This is a genomic window from Nitrosomonas sp. Nm51 (assembly GCF_900111165.1).
Lineage (GTDB): Bacteria > Pseudomonadota > Gammaproteobacteria > Burkholderiales > Nitrosomonadaceae > Nitrosomonas.
On sequence record NZ_FOGH01000013.1, the window covers coordinates 55,113 to 71,363 of the forward strand.

The 16,251-nt window shown below is 51.2% G+C and carries 23 protein-coding genes; 8 read left to right on the plus strand and 15 right to left on the minus strand.

Features of this window, described 5'->3' with window-relative positions:
• Positions 1–82: 82 nt before the first annotated feature.
• The 4 genes from BMY60_RS06695 to BMY60_RS06710 all read right to left on the minus strand — a co-directional run bounded on the left by BMY60_RS06695 (position 83) and on the right by BMY60_RS06710 (position 3,357).
• Positions 83–1,276, minus strand: coding sequence for an alpha/beta hydrolase (locus tag BMY60_RS06695; protein ID WP_090332358.1), 1,194 nt, complete (start codon positions 1,274–1,276; stop codon positions 83–85).
• Between the two features lie 269 nt (positions 1,277–1,545).
• Positions 1,546–2,088 carry a macro domain-containing protein gene (locus BMY60_RS06700; protein WP_090332360.1) on the minus strand — a complete coding sequence of 181 codons (543 nt, stop codon included), beginning with the start codon at positions 2,086–2,088 and terminating at the stop codon, positions 1,546–1,548.
• Between the two features lie 114 nt (positions 2,089–2,202).
• On the minus strand, positions 2,203–2,472 hold the full coding sequence (locus tag BMY60_RS06705; RefSeq protein ID WP_090332362.1) for a hypothetical protein: 270 nt from the start codon (positions 2,470–2,472) through the stop codon (positions 2,203–2,205).
• A gap of 99 nt (positions 2,473–2,571) precedes the next feature.
• Positions 2,572–3,357 (minus strand): hypothetical protein, encoded by a 786-nt coding sequence (locus BMY60_RS06710; protein ID WP_090332364.1) that lies wholly within the window; start codon positions 3,355–3,357, stop codon positions 2,572–2,574.
• 222 nt (positions 3,358–3,579) lie between these two features.
• On the opposite strand from BMY60_RS06710, the gene BMY60_RS06715 reads away from it, so the two are divergent.
• Complete coding sequence (locus BMY60_RS06715) at positions 3,580–3,978, plus strand: hypothetical protein (protein WP_090332365.1); 399 nt, start codon at positions 3,580–3,582, stop codon at positions 3,976–3,978.
• 30 nt (positions 3,979–4,008) lie between these two features.
• Entirely contained in the window at positions 4,009–4,686 is a 678-nt protein-coding gene (locus BMY60_RS06720; protein WP_090332367.1) for a thiopurine S-methyltransferase, read from the plus strand.
• A gap of 8 nt (positions 4,687–4,694) precedes the next feature.
• Here the strand turns inward: BMY60_RS06720 and BMY60_RS06725 are convergent, their stop codons facing one another.
• A complete protein-coding gene (locus BMY60_RS06725) occupies positions 4,695–5,600 on the minus strand; it encodes an ROK family protein (RefSeq protein ID WP_090332368.1) in 906 nt (301 codons plus the stop codon).
• Between the two features lie 19 nt (positions 5,601–5,619).
• Positions 5,620–6,721, minus strand: a protein-coding gene (gene prfB, locus BMY60_RS06730; protein WP_218141648.1) for a peptide chain release factor 2 whose coding sequence is annotated in 2 segments (ribosomal slippage) — positions 5,620–6,639 and positions 6,641–6,721 — 1,101 coding nt in all. Because the reading frame shifts where the segments join, the coding sequence is not laid out codon by codon here.
• Positions 6,722–6,908: 187 nt separating this feature from the next.
• Between prfB and ispD the strand changes: the two genes are divergently transcribed.
• From ispD to BMY60_RS06760, 6 genes are all read left to right on the plus strand, one after another.
• Complete coding sequence (ispD, locus tag BMY60_RS06735) at positions 6,909–7,613, plus strand: 2-C-methyl-D-erythritol 4-phosphate cytidylyltransferase (protein ID WP_090332370.1); 705 nt, start codon at positions 6,909–6,911, stop codon at positions 7,611–7,613.
• Positions 7,610–8,095, plus strand: a complete 486-nt coding sequence (gene ispF, locus BMY60_RS06740) for a 2-C-methyl-D-erythritol 2,4-cyclodiphosphate synthase (protein WP_090332371.1) — start codon at positions 7,610–7,612, stop codon at positions 8,093–8,095. Before ispD ends, ispF begins: the two co-directional genes overlap by 4 nt.
• A gap of 13 nt (positions 8,096–8,108) precedes the next feature.
• Positions 8,109–8,678 carry an RNA 2',3'-cyclic phosphodiesterase gene (thpR, locus tag BMY60_RS06745; protein ID WP_090332373.1) on the plus strand — a complete coding sequence of 190 codons (570 nt, stop codon included), beginning with the start codon at positions 8,109–8,111 and terminating at the stop codon, positions 8,676–8,678.
• Between the two features lie 143 nt (positions 8,679–8,821).
• Positions 8,822–9,493, plus strand: a complete 672-nt coding sequence (gene tsaB, locus BMY60_RS06750) for a tRNA (adenosine(37)-N6)-threonylcarbamoyltransferase complex dimerization subunit type 1 TsaB (protein ID WP_090332374.1) — start codon at positions 8,822–8,824, stop codon at positions 9,491–9,493.
• Positions 9,490–9,960, plus strand: coding sequence for a ribosomal protein S18-alanine N-acetyltransferase (gene rimI / locus BMY60_RS06755; RefSeq protein WP_090332375.1), 471 nt, complete (start codon positions 9,490–9,492; stop codon positions 9,958–9,960). The genes tsaB and rimI overlap by 4 nt, the downstream gene beginning before the upstream one ends.
• Entirely contained in the window at positions 9,957–10,685 is a 729-nt protein-coding gene (locus tag BMY60_RS06760; RefSeq protein WP_090332376.1) for a uracil-DNA glycosylase, read from the plus strand. The genes rimI and BMY60_RS06760 overlap by 4 nt, the downstream gene beginning before the upstream one ends.
• A 181-nt stretch (positions 10,686–10,866) precedes the next feature.
• Here BMY60_RS06760 and BMY60_RS06765 read toward each other — a convergent pair whose 3' ends face one another.
• The 9 genes from BMY60_RS06765 to BMY60_RS06815 form a co-directional block, all read right to left on the minus strand.
• Entirely contained in the window at positions 10,867–11,385 is a 519-nt protein-coding gene (locus tag BMY60_RS06765; protein ID WP_090332378.1) for a DUF6155 family protein, read from the minus strand.
• 100 nt (positions 11,386–11,485) lie between these two features.
• Complete coding sequence (locus tag BMY60_RS06770; RefSeq protein ID WP_218141649.1) at positions 11,486–12,172, minus strand: DUF2442 domain-containing protein; 687 nt, start codon at positions 12,170–12,172, stop codon at positions 11,486–11,488.
• Positions 12,173–12,316: 144 nt separating this feature from the next.
• The gene (locus tag BMY60_RS16625) at positions 12,317–12,685 is read right to left on the minus strand and encodes an MliC family protein (RefSeq protein ID WP_090332381.1); all 369 of its coding nucleotides are present in this window, start codon (positions 12,683–12,685) and stop codon (positions 12,317–12,319) included.
• A gap of 60 nt (positions 12,686–12,745) precedes the next feature.
• Complete coding sequence (locus tag BMY60_RS06785; RefSeq protein WP_090332382.1) at positions 12,746–13,096, minus strand: hypothetical protein; 351 nt, start codon at positions 13,094–13,096, stop codon at positions 12,746–12,748.
• A 30-nt stretch (positions 13,097–13,126) separates the two neighbouring features.
• On the minus strand, positions 13,127–13,570 hold the full coding sequence (locus tag BMY60_RS06790; protein WP_090332384.1) for an SRPBCC domain-containing protein: 444 nt from the start codon (positions 13,568–13,570) through the stop codon (positions 13,127–13,129).
• Between the two features lie 47 nt (positions 13,571–13,617).
• Complete coding sequence (locus BMY60_RS06795) at positions 13,618–13,935, minus strand: hypothetical protein (protein ID WP_090332385.1); 318 nt, start codon at positions 13,933–13,935, stop codon at positions 13,618–13,620.
• Positions 13,932–14,210, minus strand: coding sequence for a BrnT family toxin (locus tag BMY60_RS06800; RefSeq protein ID WP_090332387.1), 279 nt, complete (start codon positions 14,208–14,210; stop codon positions 13,932–13,934). Before BMY60_RS06800 ends, BMY60_RS06795 begins: the two co-directional genes overlap by 4 nt.
• An 874-nt stretch (positions 14,211–15,084) precedes the next feature.
• On the minus strand, positions 15,085–15,426 hold the full coding sequence (locus BMY60_RS06810) for a hypothetical protein (RefSeq protein WP_090332390.1): 342 nt from the start codon (positions 15,424–15,426) through the stop codon (positions 15,085–15,087).
• An 82-nt stretch (positions 15,427–15,508) separates the two neighbouring features.
• Positions 15,509–16,057 carry a hypothetical protein gene (locus BMY60_RS06815; protein WP_090332391.1) on the minus strand — a complete coding sequence of 183 codons (549 nt, stop codon included), beginning with the start codon at positions 16,055–16,057 and terminating at the stop codon, positions 15,509–15,511.
• Between the last annotated feature and the right edge of the window lie 194 nt (positions 16,058–16,251).

Below are 16,251 nucleotides of genomic sequence, written 5' to 3' on the forward strand. Positions count from 1 at the left end.
ACCGCATCTTTCACAAAAATTTACAACAATTGTTTAACATGCCTGATTCTCGCAGCATTCACTTTTGTTTTTGTTGAAGCGTTTACACGCGTTTATTAAGCCATTGCTCGATATCATGCAATAGCCTGCTTCTTAAGGGTTCTGTCAAGAACAGATGTTGATGGTAACGCGATTGCGGCAATGCCCGGCAGGCATTATCGGGATGATTGTGTAATGTCGCATGAATAAAATCTTTGCTGCCCCAGGCGGGTGTGATGGGATCATGCACTGAATAAATCAAAAAATACGGCGTGGAAAATCCGTCCATATGGCGGCGAAACTGTACGATTTCGCTTTCAATCCCTTTCACATACCGCAGCAGGCTGCGGCGGATGATCCATCCATCCCCCTTCAAGTTCGCTTTTTCATGCGCACTGTCAGTCAGATAATCCACAACCCAATCGGGCGCGGACGGTGTGGCGAAACGGCGGATACCCGGCCACGAAAGTACTTCAAATATACCGTCCAGCACCGGTACAGTCAGCAAAGACACTAGCTGATTGAAAATCAATACCGGTAACGGCTCGTCGTGAGGGTGCAAGAAATGTGTCTCGGCATGAAACGACAACTTAATCAACGGATTGGCCAGCCAACCCCGCCAGCCGGGCACTTCGCTGACGGCAAAACCGGGTCCCAGAAACACGACACCCGCTATTCGGCTGACCGGGCTATTGGCATCTTGCTGTTGCAGCATATACGAAGCCGTCACCAAAGCACCCAGGCTGTGCGCAATAATGAACACCGGTTTATTCTTTTTATGCTGCGTATCGCAGATACGCACCGTTTCTTTGATTGCGCGATCGAGATCCCGGCGCATCGGTTCCAGGTCGTCAAGCGCGGCTTGCGCCAGATACGCGTCACTGGCATCCTGCCTCCCAGCCCCGTCAGAAAGCGCCCTATCTGCCTGCCGCAATACGGGATTGGACAGACCGTGTGCGTAATAATCAAAACCAGCCACCATAAACCGCTGCGAGAAAAAGCGCGCAACATCCTCATAACGGCCGATATGCTCATTCATTCCGTGCACAAGCAGCAAGCAACCTGCAGGCGGGTTTTCCGCCGGTGGTGACATGACACGCAACAACAAGGATTGCGCCGGCGTCGCTGCCTCACCTGTGTCGGTTGATCCGGGTACCTGGAATTCCTCTCCCCAGCGCGGATAGGGCTTGTCGACAAATTGCGGCTGCACGCATCCCGACAATAGCGCCAGCATGAGCAGCAAGAAGATTCGATGCATAGCACCGCACTCGAAGTATCGGTTTATCACCTGCTCCTTCAGTTTTTTATCCGCGTTGAGCAATAGTCCAGTGACCTTCACCCATCTACCTTACATGGGGCTGCAGCAACAGTACAATAGCAGCGATTTATTCACGAATACCGCTTACTCGCGTTTGCCATCAGGATGAACCGCAGATGATCAAGTAAATACACGAAGTTTCGCAAACAAGCGCCATCTGACTATCAGCAATCGTGTCAATACCGCCAGCGACCTATATTGCGTCAATTTCATTTGCTGGTACAGGCATTGAGTGCTTCGACAAAAACCCGCAAATCAGACTCGCCAAACAGAACGAAACGGATATGCTTGACTCTGACAAGGTTTGGAAGCGCATCCAACGCTGTTTTCAATGCGATCCTGGCGGCAGATGGCAGCGGAAAACCAAAAACACCGGTCGAAATAGCCGGAAACGCTATGGATTCAACGCCATTTTCTTCGGCCAGCTGCAACGCACGACGATAACATGATGCCAGCAATACGTCGGAAGGTTCGTCGACGCCATAAACCGGTCCCAGGCAATGAATGACATAACGGTTCGGCAACCGGCATGCGCCGGTGATGACTGCCTGGCCGGGCCGAATTGGCGCAAACTGCCTGCATTCTGCTTCGAGCTCAGGTCCGGCAGCCCGATGAATGGCACCGGCTACGCCGCCGCCTGTCTGCAACGCGGCATTTGCCGCATTGACAATGGCCGCCATATCCGGTTGTTCGGCAATATTCCCCTGAATGCATTCAATAAGAACGCCATTTGATTTGAATTGTGTCACCATGCTCTCGCTTCGATTTCAACTGAAACCAGGCTAGTCGGAATACAACGATTGTATTCATTTAGGCATGATGCGTCCAATTTCTGTACTTCGATACCGTCCGTCCGGAAATAATATCTACATACCACTCAACTGCTTAAATTTGGCATATTGTTTGAGCAACGGAATTAGTTGAGATAAATGCCATATCTCCAACACGATACCGGCAACCAGCATGGCGCTAACCAGCTCATGATGATTTAACAAAGGATGAAATGCATCGCCTTTCGCGACATACAGGCCGTAAATCCCCAACCCCAGAAACAGTGCGGCGATTGCGCCGATGATTTGCATACGGATAATACCGTTTCGTATCTCGATTCGTTCGTTTTCTTTACGTGTTCCCATTTATTGATTGCTCTCCAATCCAGTTTGTTTAAAAACACTTCCGGCATCCGCAGTACTTGAAAAATATTTGCGAGACAACAGTCATTTCAGTTGACTGGCTTATTGCTTGTATGGCGCATTGAGTGTGCCCTTGACATTCCCGGCTTTTGAAAAAATCAGAATCACATTATGGTAACGGGCATGCAACGGCATATAAATGAAATCGCTTCTACCGTCTCCGGACTGCGCTAAAAAGGCATCGAGTTCCTGTCGCATTTGCGCATTGTGTGCAACAATTTCATCAATATCGAGCCGGTTCAGAAATATATCTTCGCGGTTTTGTTTGAACGGGCGGTAAAGCTGAGGCTGTTCAAACGGCGCCAGCTGTTTTTCAGCGCTCAAGGCGAGCAGCTCATGAAGCTCTTCCATACTAACCGGACGTCTGGCATCAATCAGTACGGGCCTTTCCGTGCCGTATTGCGTCAATTGATCCAGGTCGGTATTCTGCAGGCGATACGCTTTGGCAGGCATGCTGTAGAATTCACCGTCCCAGTGGACGATGGCAACCGGGCGCTCGTCATGCACGGTATAAATGCCCCAGGCAAGCACGCTGGCCTGTACCAGTGCAATCATTCCAAAGTCAAAACGGATTTCCCGCTTCGACTTTTCCGGATTGAAAATGATCAGCGTCATCAACGGACCGAGCACCAGATCGATCAAAGCCACGATGCGAATACCTTGCCAGCCGCCATCCGCTGTAAAATACGGCAAGGGATACCATTTCAAAACAATAAAATAAGCTAGAACCAGAAAAACAACACCGCTGATTGCCAGATGAATACCAGCTGCTTTGAATTTGGATTTCATTAAGGATGCGTGTTTTGAGAAAGTCATTGCCGCTTCCATGATTACCTCGCTGCTTGTGTATGAATGAACAAATCAAACCGAATGAATATAATAAATTTTGTATAAACAAATTGCTGAAAACTTCTGACAGGTCGTAAAAAAATGTTTTCCGGACGCGCATGCAGACAGTCTTTCAGCAACCTGCACAGTAACGGCACGTGGATTTTGTGCTTTAATACTGCAAGAACGTCATCCTACAACATCGATAAATACAGGTATGCCATGAAAAAACAACTTTCAGCGTTATTTATTCTCACTTTAATTCCAGTGACGGGACTTACACAACAGCCCGAAATCAGTCAGGAACAGATGCAGCAGCTCATGCAACAGGCACAGCAAATGCAGACCTGCATGTCCCGGGTTGACCAGAACGCCATGATGGAAATGGGACAAAAAGCACAAGCTGTGGAAGCCAGAATCAAATCCTTGTGTCAGGCCGGAAAACGCGATGAAGCACTGGATACTGCAATCGCATTCGGGCGGAAAATGGCCGATGATGAAAATATCCGGATCGCCCGGAAATGCGGCGAAATGGCACAAAAAATGCTGCCTGACTTCAAATTCCCGACCAGCAAAGCGGGAGCGCAAAACAGTCATATCTGCGACACATATGCGCAATAAATTGGCAAATCGTTCAATCAGGCTATCGGCATGACCCAATCGTACTGGCTCGACCGATGGGAACGCAATGAAATAGGCTTTCATCAGGATGCATATAATCCGTATTTGATAAAACACTGGCCAAGATTGCACCTTGCCCCTGACAGCTCAGTTTTTGTACCGCTTTGCGGGAAAACACGCGACATGATCTGGCTGCGGGATCAGGGGCATGCCGTTTTAGGTGTCGAATTGAGCGCACGCGCGATACAGGCGTTCTATCGGGAAAATGCGCTTGCACCGAAGCAGGCGCAATATTCTGGCAAGCGGTTTAATCGCTATTCTGCAGAAAACATTGAAATTCTTCACGGCGATTTTTTCGATCTGGACAAAAACGGTCTGGCCAGCATCCAAGCCGTCTACGACCGCGCGTCGCTGGTCGCATTGCCGCCGGATCCGCGCCGGCGGTATGCCGCGCACATGCTCGACATTCTGCCGCCTGCCACGCAGATTCTGCTGGTCGGATTCGACTATCCGCAGGCCGAAATGCAGGGGCCGCCCTATGCGGTGCCACCCGAAGAAGTCATCGCGCTCTATCAGCCTGGTGCCGATGTGCGTCTGTTGACGCAAGTTGACATGCTCGCTGACAATCCACGTTTTCAACAACGCGGATTGACCCGTCTGGTCGAAAGCGTTTATCTATTGACGTTGCCCGATCCAGAACAATCCTGAACAGGAGATTATCGTATCCGATCGATCTCATGCGGACGCCAAAGCTGCGCCGCGCCGCGCACGCCGGAACTGTCGCCATGCACGTTCTTCAACACGGGCGTAGTGAATTCGTCATTGAACACATAGCGCGCCAGGCGTTCACGTCCCTCTGAATAGAGTCTTTGCACATTCGACAAACCGCCGCCGAGCACAATCGCATCGGGGTCTAGGATATTAACCACCATCGCCAGTGCACGGCCATACCGGTCAAAAAAACGTTGCATGACGGCTTCGGCCAAAACATCACCCTTTACTGGCAGCGCCACGATATCATTGGCGGTCAATGCACCGTCCCCGCCATGACGCTGATAATCAGCCGCAAGGCCAGGCCCGGAAATCAGCGTTTCTATACAGCCTTTATGGCCGCAATAGCAATCCGGCCCATCGTGTTCAAGGATATTATGCCCCCACTCCCCGCCGATATGCTGACGGCCCGCATGCAACTGCCCGTTAAACACCACGCCGCCGCCCACGCCGGTGCCCATAATCACGCCAAACACCACGTCATAGCCTTTTCCCGCTCCATCCAACGCTTCACTCAAGGCAAAACAGTTGGCGTCATTGGCAATACGCAACGGACGGTTTAACAGCGTTTGCAAATCTTCCAGCAATGGCTGCCCGTTCAGGCAAACCGTATTGGAGTTTTTCATGCACCCCGTCACCGTTGAAATCGCACCGGGTGTGCCGATCCCAACTGAGCAACGTCTGCCTGCGTCTGCTTCCAGCTGTTCAACCAGCTGTGCCGCTGCGTTCAGAATCGCCCGATAACCCTCGGCTTGTGGCGTAGTTATGCGTTTTCTCAGCAATTCGCGGCCGCCATCGCCCAGCACCACGCCCTCGATTTTGGTGCCACCCAGATCGATACCGATACGCATTTTTGTCAGTGCGATTATTTCATCCTTCCTTCAAACTCGCCATAATAAACTGGTTGAGTTCGCCGTCGAGCACCGCCTGGGTATTGCCGGTCTCGACATTGGTGCGCAGGTCTTTGATGCGCGATTGATCGAGCACGTAGGAGCGAATCTGATGGCCCCAGCCGATATCGGTTTTGGCGTCTTCGATGTTTTGTTTCTCTTCATTGCGCTTACGCAGTTCTGCCTCAAACAACCGGGATTTCAGCATTGACATTGCCTCCGACCTGTTCTTATGCTGCGAGCGGCTGCTCTGGCACTGCACGACAATATTGGTCGGCAAATGCGTTACGCGCACGGCGGAATCGGTTTTGTTGATATGCTGCCCGCCCGCGCCTGAAGCACGAAACGTATCGACCCGCAAATCCGCGGGGTTGACATCGACCTCAAACGATTCATCGACCTCGGGGTAAACAAAAATACTGGCAAATGACGTATGACGGCGATTGCCCGAGTCAAACGGCGATTTTCTGACCAAACGGTGTACGCCGGCCTCCGTCCTCAAATAACCATATGCGTATTCGCCGGTCACTTTCAAGGTGGCGCTTTTAATGCCGGCAATATCGCCGGGCGATTCCTCGAGCACTTCCACCTGCAACCCCTGCCGTTCGCAGTACCGCAGGTACATACGTTCAAGCATGGCCGCCCAGTCCTGCGCTTCGGTACCGCCCGAGCCGGACTGCACGTCCAGGAAACAATTGCTGGGGTCCATCGGATCGGAAAACATCCGGCGAAACTCCAGTTTCGCCACGGTCTCTTCCACCGTTTGGATGTCGTCGGCAATGCTGTTCAACGCCGCGTCATCGGATTCTTCTTTTGCCAGCACAAATAATTCGCCGGTATCGCTCAATTGATGATCCAGCGATTCAAGCGTCAGCACCACGTCTTCCAGCACTTTCTTATCCCGGCTCACCTGTTCCGCCTGTTTGGCGTCATTCCAGATAGCCGGATCCTCGAGTAACCGGTTTAACTCAACAAGTTTTAATTTCTTGCTGTCGTAGTCAAAGATACCTCCGTAAATCACGGGTGCGCGTATTGAGTGCTTCAAGCTGTTCATCCATTGCATTGATTTGTTCTGCGTCCATCAGTCTCACCGTCTCCTGTATCGATCAATTAAACCCGTATTGTAATCCGAATCGCCTCACAAACCGACTCTGTATTGATCGACACCGCGCCGTAACGGATAACGCGATACCGGCAAACGCAATTATTGATTAAAATACACAGCATCCAGAACTTTTCGATACCCTGATTTTTATCATCATACATACAATGCCGAATTATTTTGCGCTTATTCCTGCTGCCGGTTACGGCGCGCGTATGGGCAATCAATTGCCCAAACAGTATCTGACACTGGCCGGCCAGCCGATGATTTATCACGCAATCCGCACATTCTGCGAATCATCTCAAATCAAACGCGTTTTCATCGTGCTTTCACCGCAGGACCCGGGATGGAAAAAATATGACTGGCGCGCGTTCTCCGGCAAGCTGAGCATGCTCTACTGCGGCGGCGAAACGCGCGCCGAAAGCGTGCTCAACGGACTGAACGCCGCAGCCGGGCGCTTTGCCATTGAATCGTCCGACTGGATTCTGGTGCATGATGCCGCACGGCCGTTACTGACACAAAGCCAGCTTGGGCAACTGATTGACGAGCTCGCCGACGACGCGGTTGGCGGCCTGCTTGCGGTACCCGTTGCCGACACCCTCAAACGCAGCGGCCCTGACGCGCGCGTGTTGCAGACCGAGCCACGGGAAAATCTCTGGCAGGCGCAAACGCCGCAAATGTTCCGCTATGCGATGCTTCTGGAAGCATTGAACAATGTGCCGGAATTAAGCATTACCGATGACGCCAGCGCCATTGAGGCCATGGGATACCATCCCAAACTCGTACACAACACATCTGACAATTTCAAAATCACCTACCCGCAGGATCTCGCGCTCGCCGAGCGCATCATGCAACAAAGGAACCAATCATGAATGGCATACGAATCGGACAAGGCTCCGATGTACACCAGCTTGTTGAAAACCGCAAGCTGATCATCGGCGGCGTCACCATTCCCCACGAAAAAGGACTGCTGGGGCATTCCGACGCGGACGTACTGCTGCACGCGATATGCGATGCTTTACTGGGCGCGGCCGCGCTGGGCGATATCGGCAGGCATTTTTCGGATACCGATACCCGGTATAAAAATATCGACAGCCGGGAACTGTTACGCTCGGCACACCGGTTATTGCAGACGCACGGCTATGCAATCGTCAATATCGACGCCACGATCACCGCGCAGGCACCCAGGATGGCGCCTCATATACCGGCAATGATCGCCAATATCACTGAGGATCTGGCAATCGCCGGAAAATGCGTGAATATCAAGGCCAAGACTGCGGAGCACCTCGGTCCGATCGGGCGCAAGGAAGGCATCATGGCAGACGCCGTGTGCCTGATTCAGCAGAGCGCATGACTGAACAGACAACGTGGACATAAACAGCGATACCGCTAAAAAGTCCAAGAATAACGATCCGCCGGATTATGCACGGTTATTTTTTGCAATTCAGCCTGCCGGGAAAGTCCGTACAGTACTGGGCGGCATTGCGCAGAAACAGGCTGCACAATCCGGCGGGCGCCGCATCAGACCGGAAAATATCCATCTCACGCTGTTATTCCTGGGACGCACAGCCACAGAAAAGATCCCGGCGCTCATTGCATCCGCCGGCGGTGTCTCGGCGGAACCGTTCGATCTGACCCTTCAGAAAACACGGTTCTGGAAACGCAATCAGATTATTCTGGCGACGGCCGAAACGTACCCGCCGGAACTTTTCATGTTGGCAGACGCAGTCAAAGCCGCGACCCGCACCGCCGGGTTTGAATCGGACGAGCGTACATACAAACCGCATATCACACTGGTCAGAAAAGCGGCGCGGCACACACCGGTTGATTTCGGCAGACCGCTTGCATGGCATGTCACGCACTGGTTGCTCATGCAATCGGAACAAACCGAACGGGGAATCCGTTATAACACGCTGCATCGATGGCGGCTCGGCTGACAGACTGTTAAAATTAGCCGGGTCGGCATTCGACCGGTAACACAATCGGCACTACCGCCGACCGTTAGCCGGAATTTGCGCTGCCAAACCGATGCGACAGCAGATTATCCAATTCCAACTTATCTTTCAGCACAACATCGACATTGAAAATACTGGCTTTTGACACCTCGACAGAATACTGTTCCGCGGCGCTTTCTGTGGATGGGCAAATCTTCCAGACAGAAACGCTGGCCGAACGCCGTCATTCCGAACTACTGCTGCCGATGGTCCAGGAACTGTTGACGGGTGCCGGTCTCAAGCTGGCGAATCTCGACGGACTCGCATTCGGCGCGGGACCGGGTTCCTTCACAGGACTCAGAATCGCCTGCGGCGTTGCGCAGGGACTGGCTTTTGCCACCGGCCTGCCGGTCATCGGCATCGGTACATTGGAAGCCATCGCCCAACAGGATGCGCATGATAAGGTCATCGTTGCGATGGATGCGCGCATGGGCGAAATTTATCACGCCGCCTTTGTCAGGGAAGCAGGCCGCTGGCGAACCGTCAGCAAGCCGGTATTATGCCAGCCGCAACTTGCGCCGGAATTATCCGGTTCGCACTGGATTGGCTGTGGCAGCGGATTCGATTGCTATGACAGCATCTTGTCGGAATGTTACGGCCAGCGGTTAGCGCAGATTCAACATGGACGCTATCCACATGCCCGTGAAATCGCCGCACTTGCATCCTTAAGGGACAACGGCGATTTCCATACCGATCCGTCATTGGCCACGCCCGTCTATATCCGCAACAAGGTTGCCCTCAAGGAATCCGAACGATGAACGCAACAGCGCCCCAACTGCCTCTCAATCCAGTGATCAGGGAAATGCGCGAATCCGACCTGCGCCATGTCGTTTTGATCGAACGCGAAATCTTTCTGTTTCCATGGTCTCTGGAAAATTTTGCGGACTCACTCCGCGCGGGCTATCTTTGCAACGCGATGGAGAACGGCAACATCTTGACTGGCTACAGTATTCTGATGCTGGGACCGGACGAAGCGCATATTCTGACGCTTGGCATCGGCGCGCAATGGCAGAAAAAAGGACTGGGTGAAATGATGCTGAACCATCTGATACAGCAGTCGGCCGGGCATAACGCCCAATCGGTGCTACTGGACGTGCGCGAATCCAATCGCGGCGCGGCCAAACTCTACAAGCAGCTCGGCTTCGAACAAATCGCCACGCGCAAGGACTACTATCCGGCCATGTGCGGACGTGAGGATGCGCTGGTGATGCGGCTAATGCTATGAGCGAACGGCGCAGAACCATTCTCAAAGAGCTCGGACTGACGCCGCTATGGCGCCTTAAGGCCAAGACAGGGACCGGGGCCGGGGCCGATGCCGAGACGGAAACCCAGCCGACACAGCCCGAAACCAATCCACCGGAACATACTGCGCGCCCGACGGTTGAAATCGCAGACATGGACTGGGAACAGTTGACTTCTACCGTAGCCAACTGCAATGCCTGCCGGTTGCGGCAAACCTGCACCCAGACGGTTTTTGGCGTAGGCGATAAAAATGCGGACTGGCTCTATATCGGCGAAGGCCCCGGCGCGCGAGAAGACGCGCTGGGCGAACCGTTTGTCGGCCAGGCCGGAAAACTGCTCGACAACATGCTGGCCGCTATCCAGCTCAGACGCGGTGAAAATGTATATATCACCAACATCGTCAAATGCCGCCCGCCCAATAACAGAAACCCCAGTGAAGACGAAGCAAAGCAATGCGCCCCCTATCTCGCCCGGCAGATCGCCCTGATCAAACCCAAACTGATCGTCGCGCTGGGTAAAGTCGCCGCGCAGAACCTTCTGAACAGCAGCGACAGCATTGCCAGCCTGCGCGGCAAAATCCACGACTATCACGGCACCCCGCTGATCGTCACCTATCACCCGGCGTATTTGCTGCGCGCGCTGCCCGAAAAAGCCAAGGCCTGGAAGGATTTGTGCATGGCCAGGACGTTTATGGAATCGCAATCCTGAATAACAGTCTGACATTAAAAAAATTGCCGTGCGGTCATCCGGCTCTGTTACAGGGTGTCTGTGGGAATTCTAAGGGCGCATTTTTGTCTTTTGTAACGCCGAAATAACCGGCATTTTAAAGTGTGTTGGAGCGAAGCGGAAACACGCTTTAAAATGTCCGAACTGATTGCCTTGCTATGCCTTACTCCTCAATATAACTGTAATATGTCTCGCACAACTGATCATGAAACCCCCACCCCATCCCTGTTGTATCATTCACTATTTTTAAGCAGCGTTCTTTAAACGTGGCTACTAGATTGTTATCGGTTATAAATTTTAGGGTACGCTCATACATGCTTTCCATGCTTAGGTAAAACTGCTCATTTATATCTCCGTAACAGCCGGTGTACTTGACCCCGTTTTCTACGTAGAAAACCATTAGTTCTGCTATTAGCACTTTATCATTGCATATTTTCTTGAATTCAGTAATCGCCTTTTTTGCGACTGATAACCTTGCCGCTCCAAACCCATTTTCAGGAAAAAATTCATTTTCTATTATGTCCTTGTGTTTGACTAGAACTGATAAGCTATTGTCATTACCATATTTTGAATCATAGTAATCTTTTACAAATTCATTCTTCTTGAAAAGATCAACAATATCCTTTATTAGTTGTTCTTTCGTTGATTCTTTAAGTTTTCTTTTTAGCTCGCCTGTTTTCATGATTCATGAATTCATTAAGGCTTAACGCCGTACTCACCGGAAATTTTGGAGCGCAGCGGAAAAATTGTCCGAGTGCAGCACATTGTTATGCGCATTTGGGTTAAGACAGGAAACTCTTGATTTTCTCCGCGATGGCATCAGGTTTTTGCGTTTCACACTCCCAAAGAACCAAAACGCCCCAACCTAATTCATTAAGTTCGCGTTGATGGCGAACATCTCTTTCGGTGTTGCGCTGCAATTTTGGGAGCCAGTATGTAGCGTTAAAACACGCTTTAAAATTGTCTGTCTTCAGCCCCTTGTATGAGCTGCGGCGCTGGATTGCAGGAGCTGGCGAGCCTCTTAGCAAGCCTTCAGTACTAAGATCTTCGTCAATTTCTGGCCAATGTATACCGTAGCCTGCGCCACATATTTCCCAATTGCTACGCTGCTGTGGAGTTGCATTGAGCAGGCGCGGATACCAAAGTATGGGAACAGAAATGGTGCGACCATCTGCGAGGTCGACCGAAAGCAACTCGTCGGTAAAGCGAACATCTTTCACTCTTTCGTCTGCGCTAAGCGCCAAAATACCCATACCATGCCCCAAAAGGTGTTGCTGATTTTCCTGAACTAATTTGTGAAGCTTGTTTAGTTCCTTTGCCGAGAAACCCAAATTCCTCGCTAACGCAGGATTTTCCAGCCAGAATTTGGCAGAAGAATTATCTCGATCAATGTGTATGTGTGGCGGTTCGTTCGGTTCATGACTGTAAAAGTGAAAACGATACAGCCCAATTCTCAATACAGTTGGCATGCTCGTTCCAGGTCAAAATCTTGTCCGCTATTGTACCTTATTTGCACATTCGGTTAGCCGCTCATAACGCCCTATCTCACCTGACGCCAGCACGCAGCGAAGCTGCGGGATGGCGGTCAGGTGCAGCGAATTGTTAGACCACACTTACGACTCTGTGCAGACCTCGACGCTGTCCCCGGACGTGCCATCAGCGTTGTGGCGGAAGAGCGTACCTTCAGATCCGGCGCCAGAACCCTTTGTCCACCACTCCAACTCGCCGCCAACGTAACGTGCACCACTGCCCGAAACCGCGATTTGCATGCTATAGGTACTACCCTTGTATTGGACCGTGGTTGAGTCAGTGGAAGGGTAGATCGCGGTAATGGTCTCTCCGCTCTCGCAACGATAGTTATGCACAGACAACGTGGACGGTGTTGCTGCCGAGGCTTGGGTGCCTTCAGGCTCCTGCGGAGAACTCCCGCAAGCGGAGAGGAGCAAGATTAAAGAAATGGCGAGAGAACCGATAATTTTCATACGAGCCTCCGTTGATGGTGGTATGTGGTCTAACGCTTGACTGAACTGTTAGAGCGCGTACTAAAACACCATGACATGATCGACGAGATACCTGCCACCGCGCTGCACCAGCACAAGCTCCGCAACAAACTCGCCAGGGTGCTTGGTGAACCACTGACGCCACACGACGGCAATGGAACCCGGACGCCTGAATGCCGCGACGAACTCCCGCTTTGCAAAGAAACCTTTGGTGCTTTGATATTCCTCGCAAATTGACTGCAGCCGCTCTTTAGGCAGGACGCTTTTGGCCCGGTCAGTGAAGTCGCGGACATGGCGCTCGTAGTCAATGGCCGCTGAAGCATCCATGAGGTTATCCATGATTGGATTGACCACGGCCAGAATCTCGGCGTCTGATTGTTCTTCCAAATCCACGACATTGTCTCCATAGCGCGCTAACGTAATTTATACGGCATTTTTCGCCTGCTCAAGCACCCGCGTGAGTCGATCAAGATTTTGCTCATTTGCTGAGCCAGCCCTTTCTCTGACTACCTGGGCAGTTTGAGCATCCTCAAACACTTGATTCCAGGTTATGTGCGTTCCATGAGCTTCGGCAGTTAGCCCAACTGTTAGTCTAAAATTTGGCGGGCAGTCATGGTGAATGACTATTTTCGAATTGGGTTCAAGCACTTCGAACTTGCTCTCGTTCTGGTGCTCGGTTCCGTCTGGGGCGTGCATTATGAACTTCCAGCGCCCCCCTTCCCTAAAATCATGAATTTCGAAGCTATTTGAAAAGCCCTCAGGCCCCCACCATGCCGCCAACAATTCAGGCGACGCAAATGCCCCGTAAATTTCTTCTGGGGAGAAAGGTAGAATTCTAGAGGTACGTAGCGTTCTGTCTTCAGTCATGCATGGAACTCCAAATTGCGTGGGATGCGTGCCGTATAACGCTGCGCTCAGCGGCGCGGCTTTGCCGCGTCCGTCTGCAGCGCCTTGTTAGCAGAAACATCTTTTAACGAACCCGATAGGTACTTGTGAATAATGCTCGACACCAGGGTTTGGTATGGAATTCCTTCCTCAGAGGCTCTTAGCTGGATCGCCATCAGGTCTCTATTAGAAATTCTGATATTAATCCTTTTGTCTTTTCGGGTTGTATTTTTGGCAGCGGCAACCAGCTCCGCCCGGCGTTTCTTTGTAAGGACAGACTCGAATTCTCCGGCTTCAACAGCTTTTAGAAGTTTCTCCTCCTCTCTGCTTAATTTCACGTCATTCATAACTCTTCTCCAAGATAAATCTTCGTAAACTTCCTGCTTGGGATAATGGTTTTTAGAAAATATTCGCCATCATTTTCGACGTATGGTACTAGATGTACGTAGTTTTCGACTGCTACTACGAAAATACGCTGATGGGCATAATCTTGAGCATTGGGGTGAGCAATTTCATCGAGTAGACCGCCATTTTCGATATAGAAAACGATTTCTTCGAAAGAAACGCCTCTTTCCGCAATTAACTGCTCATTCTTCTCCGCATTCCAATTGTAGAAATTCATTGCACAAAGAATAGCACAAATGTGTGCATTTTGTCATCACTCGGGAGTTTCTGCTAACGCTCTGCATCACCTGCCGGCGGAAGCGGGCGAAGCCCGCTGTAGCCGGTCAGGTGCATGCGCATGTTAGGCGATCAACTTCGTTCACGTTTATCTCAATAATGTTGTAATGTGTGAATTTCCCCCTCACCAGACTCCTGTTGCCGAAGACCCACGGACGGCGTGGAGGTCTCGAGCGCGAGCGGGCGCTGCTCACAACCTGAAGGTTCGAGCGGCTTGGCTGCACCTCCTCGACTCCGCACCGACGATGAGCGAATCACCTGGATTGCCTGCGTTGAGCACGATCGGAACGGTAACTCGTCCGGCCGCGTTGGTGGTGACCGTTCGAGCGTTACCGCCATTGACTACGACAGCTCCCCTAGGGGTGAAACGTAGGTCGACGTCGCTTACTCTCCCAGGGGAGCGGGAGATCGTGATTGCGTTGTTTCCAACAACGAACCGGTCCGGTCCCTGGATACTCAGCGAACAGCCTTGGCGCTGCACATCGCCCTCCTCCTGCTTCGAGCAGCCGGTCAACAACGCCATAGCGAAAACGGTGATAAGCCCAACGATCGTCACGGGACTCATGGAAAATGCTTTGAAATATGTCTTCATAGTGCGTTTACCCTTTGATCTCTATTCATGATTGACTGTATATCTGCCTATCGCCCAACGGTAGCTGCTTTTTGATGGGTTCAGCAAACATGGTTAGTACTCCGTTCTGTATTAAGATGAAGACCGTCGTCGGTCGCCTAACGCTTAGGGTAAACGGCAGCCAAACCAGCGGTTTGGCTGTCCGGTGGAGGGCCGCAGGCCCGGAACATATTTGACCCAATTGTTAAGTTTCGACCGCATGCGACCCCCTTGGCCAAAAGCGCATAATTAGGGTGGCGATTACAAGAACAATGCCCGACAAACCACTAAGAGCTGTTAAAACTGCAAGTGGATAGAAACTCCAAACAGAAATGTTTTTGCCTCTATAAAGTAGATAGCCGAGCATGAGCCGACAACTCAGTAAAACCAACTCAAGCGTTAAAGCACCGAGAAGCCATAAAAAGCCACTGTCAGGTGATGCCCATGCGTTCCAGCTTTCTCGAGCCTCACCCAAATTTAAAACCTTGAGAACGAGTAGAATTAGTCCGCTTATTATAAGAGCGACTCCAATTCCTTTTTTAATCATTGCTCGGTTCATAATTTAGGAACTTAACGACCAAGCGAACCGGCGGCGAAGCCGTCCGGGTTGCGCGCCTTGTTATGCGCTGTTATGACAACCACTTATACGCCTCATAAAGTGTATATAGCACGCCAATAACTCCATAGCCGATCAATACCCAGAGAATTCGTAGAATCCATTTTGGTAGTTGCACTGTCGGTAATACGTTCAGGACTTTAATTGCTCCACTGTCGGATTCCAGATGCGTATTTACTCGTTCCCAGGTTAGAGGTGGAAAATAAAGATAGGTTATTGTTATTTGTTTTTTTGGTATCAACTTTGGAATTACAATCTCTTTTTGACCACCCGGCAAATCTTTTACCTCATGCTCTATGTCTGGATAAATCTGAAAGTCCGGTAATACGTTGTGTCCTAGCCGAACATTACTTTCAGTTTTTCCGCCGGCATTGCGCAACACAACAGAATGAGTATTAACCTGCACGGGAGGATTTGCTTTGCTGAGAAATATGCCAGATACGTGGCCGAGGTAACTGACGACTTTCGGCCGATTTTCGATGATGCGATTTAATCCAACCCCCACAAATAAGGCAACTATCGGAGAGGCTATAGTCGCAACAACATTCCAGTCTATGGACATTATTCGTGTTTTCTCTTATTGCGCATAACGCCTTGCATGAGGGGCGCATTCGTAGCGTAGCCCGAAGGGCGTAGCGGAGAATGCGTCCCTCTCCATGCAATTGTTGGACGAAGCCGCTACGCGGAGAAAAGGCAGTTTGGTTTCGCCGGTTAATCGTAAAATGTAACCTCACCCTGCTGTAAACGCAGCAGATA

Excerpts from the sequence above, each read along its gene's own strand:
- BMY60_RS06695 (WP_090332358.1), bottom strand. The coding sequence starts at position 1,276 with ATGCATCGAATCTTCTTGCTGCTCATGCTGGCGCTATTGTCGGGATGC.
- BMY60_RS06800 (WP_090332387.1), bottom strand. The coding sequence starts at position 14,210 with ATGAATTTCTACAATTGGAATGCGGAGAAGAATGAGCAGTTAATTGCG.
- BMY60_RS06710 (WP_090332364.1), bottom strand. The coding sequence starts at position 3,357 with ATGGAAGCGGCAATGACTTTCTCAAAACACGCATCCTTAATGAAATCC.
- BMY60_RS06760 (WP_090332376.1), top strand. The coding sequence starts at position 9,957 with ATGAGCGAACGGCGCAGAACCATTCTCAAAGAGCTCGGACTGACGCCG.
- ispD (WP_090332370.1), top strand. The coding sequence starts at position 6,909 with ATGCCGAATTATTTTGCGCTTATTCCTGCTGCCGGTTACGGCGCGCGT.
- BMY60_RS06795 (WP_090332385.1), bottom strand. The coding sequence starts at position 13,935 with ATGAATGACGTGAAATTAAGCAGAGAGGAGGAGAAACTTCTAAAAGCT.
- BMY60_RS06725 (WP_090332368.1), bottom strand. The coding sequence starts at position 5,600 with ATGCGTATCGGTATCGATCTGGGTGGCACCAAAATCGAGGGCGTGGTG.
- BMY60_RS06815 (WP_090332391.1), bottom strand. The coding sequence starts at position 16,057 with ATGTCCATAGACTGGAATGTTGTTGCGACTATAGCCTCTCCGATAGTT.
- BMY60_RS06705 (WP_090332362.1), bottom strand. The coding sequence starts at position 2,472 with ATGGGAACACGTAAAGAAAACGAACGAATCGAGATACGAAACGGTATT.
- BMY60_RS06765 (WP_090332378.1), bottom strand. The coding sequence starts at position 11,385 with ATGAAAACAGGCGAGCTAAAAAGAAAACTTAAAGAATCAACGAAAGAA.
- BMY60_RS06715 (WP_090332365.1), top strand. The coding sequence starts at position 3,580 with ATGAAAAAACAACTTTCAGCGTTATTTATTCTCACTTTAATTCCAGTG.
- BMY60_RS06720 (WP_090332367.1), top strand. The coding sequence starts at position 4,009 with ATGACCCAATCGTACTGGCTCGACCGATGGGAACGCAATGAAATAGGC.
- BMY60_RS06700 (WP_090332360.1), bottom strand. The coding sequence starts at position 2,088 with ATGGTGACACAATTCAAATCAAATGGCGTTCTTATTGAATGCATTCAG.
- BMY60_RS16625 (WP_090332381.1), bottom strand. The coding sequence starts at position 12,685 with ATGAAAATTATCGGTTCTCTCGCCATTTCTTTAATCTTGCTCCTCTCC.
- BMY60_RS06770 (WP_218141649.1), bottom strand. The coding sequence starts at position 12,172 with ATGCCAACTGTATTGAGAATTGGGCTGTATCGTTTTCACTTTTACAGT.
- rimI (WP_090332375.1), top strand. The coding sequence starts at position 9,490 with ATGAACGCAACAGCGCCCCAACTGCCTCTCAATCCAGTGATCAGGGAA.
- ispF (WP_090332371.1), top strand. The coding sequence starts at position 7,610 with ATGAATGGCATACGAATCGGACAAGGCTCCGATGTACACCAGCTTGTT.
- BMY60_RS06790 (WP_090332384.1), bottom strand. The coding sequence starts at position 13,570 with ATGACTGAAGACAGAACGCTACGTACCTCTAGAATTCTACCTTTCTCC.
- BMY60_RS06810 (WP_090332390.1), bottom strand. The coding sequence starts at position 15,426 with ATGATTAAAAAAGGAATTGGAGTCGCTCTTATAATAAGCGGACTAATT.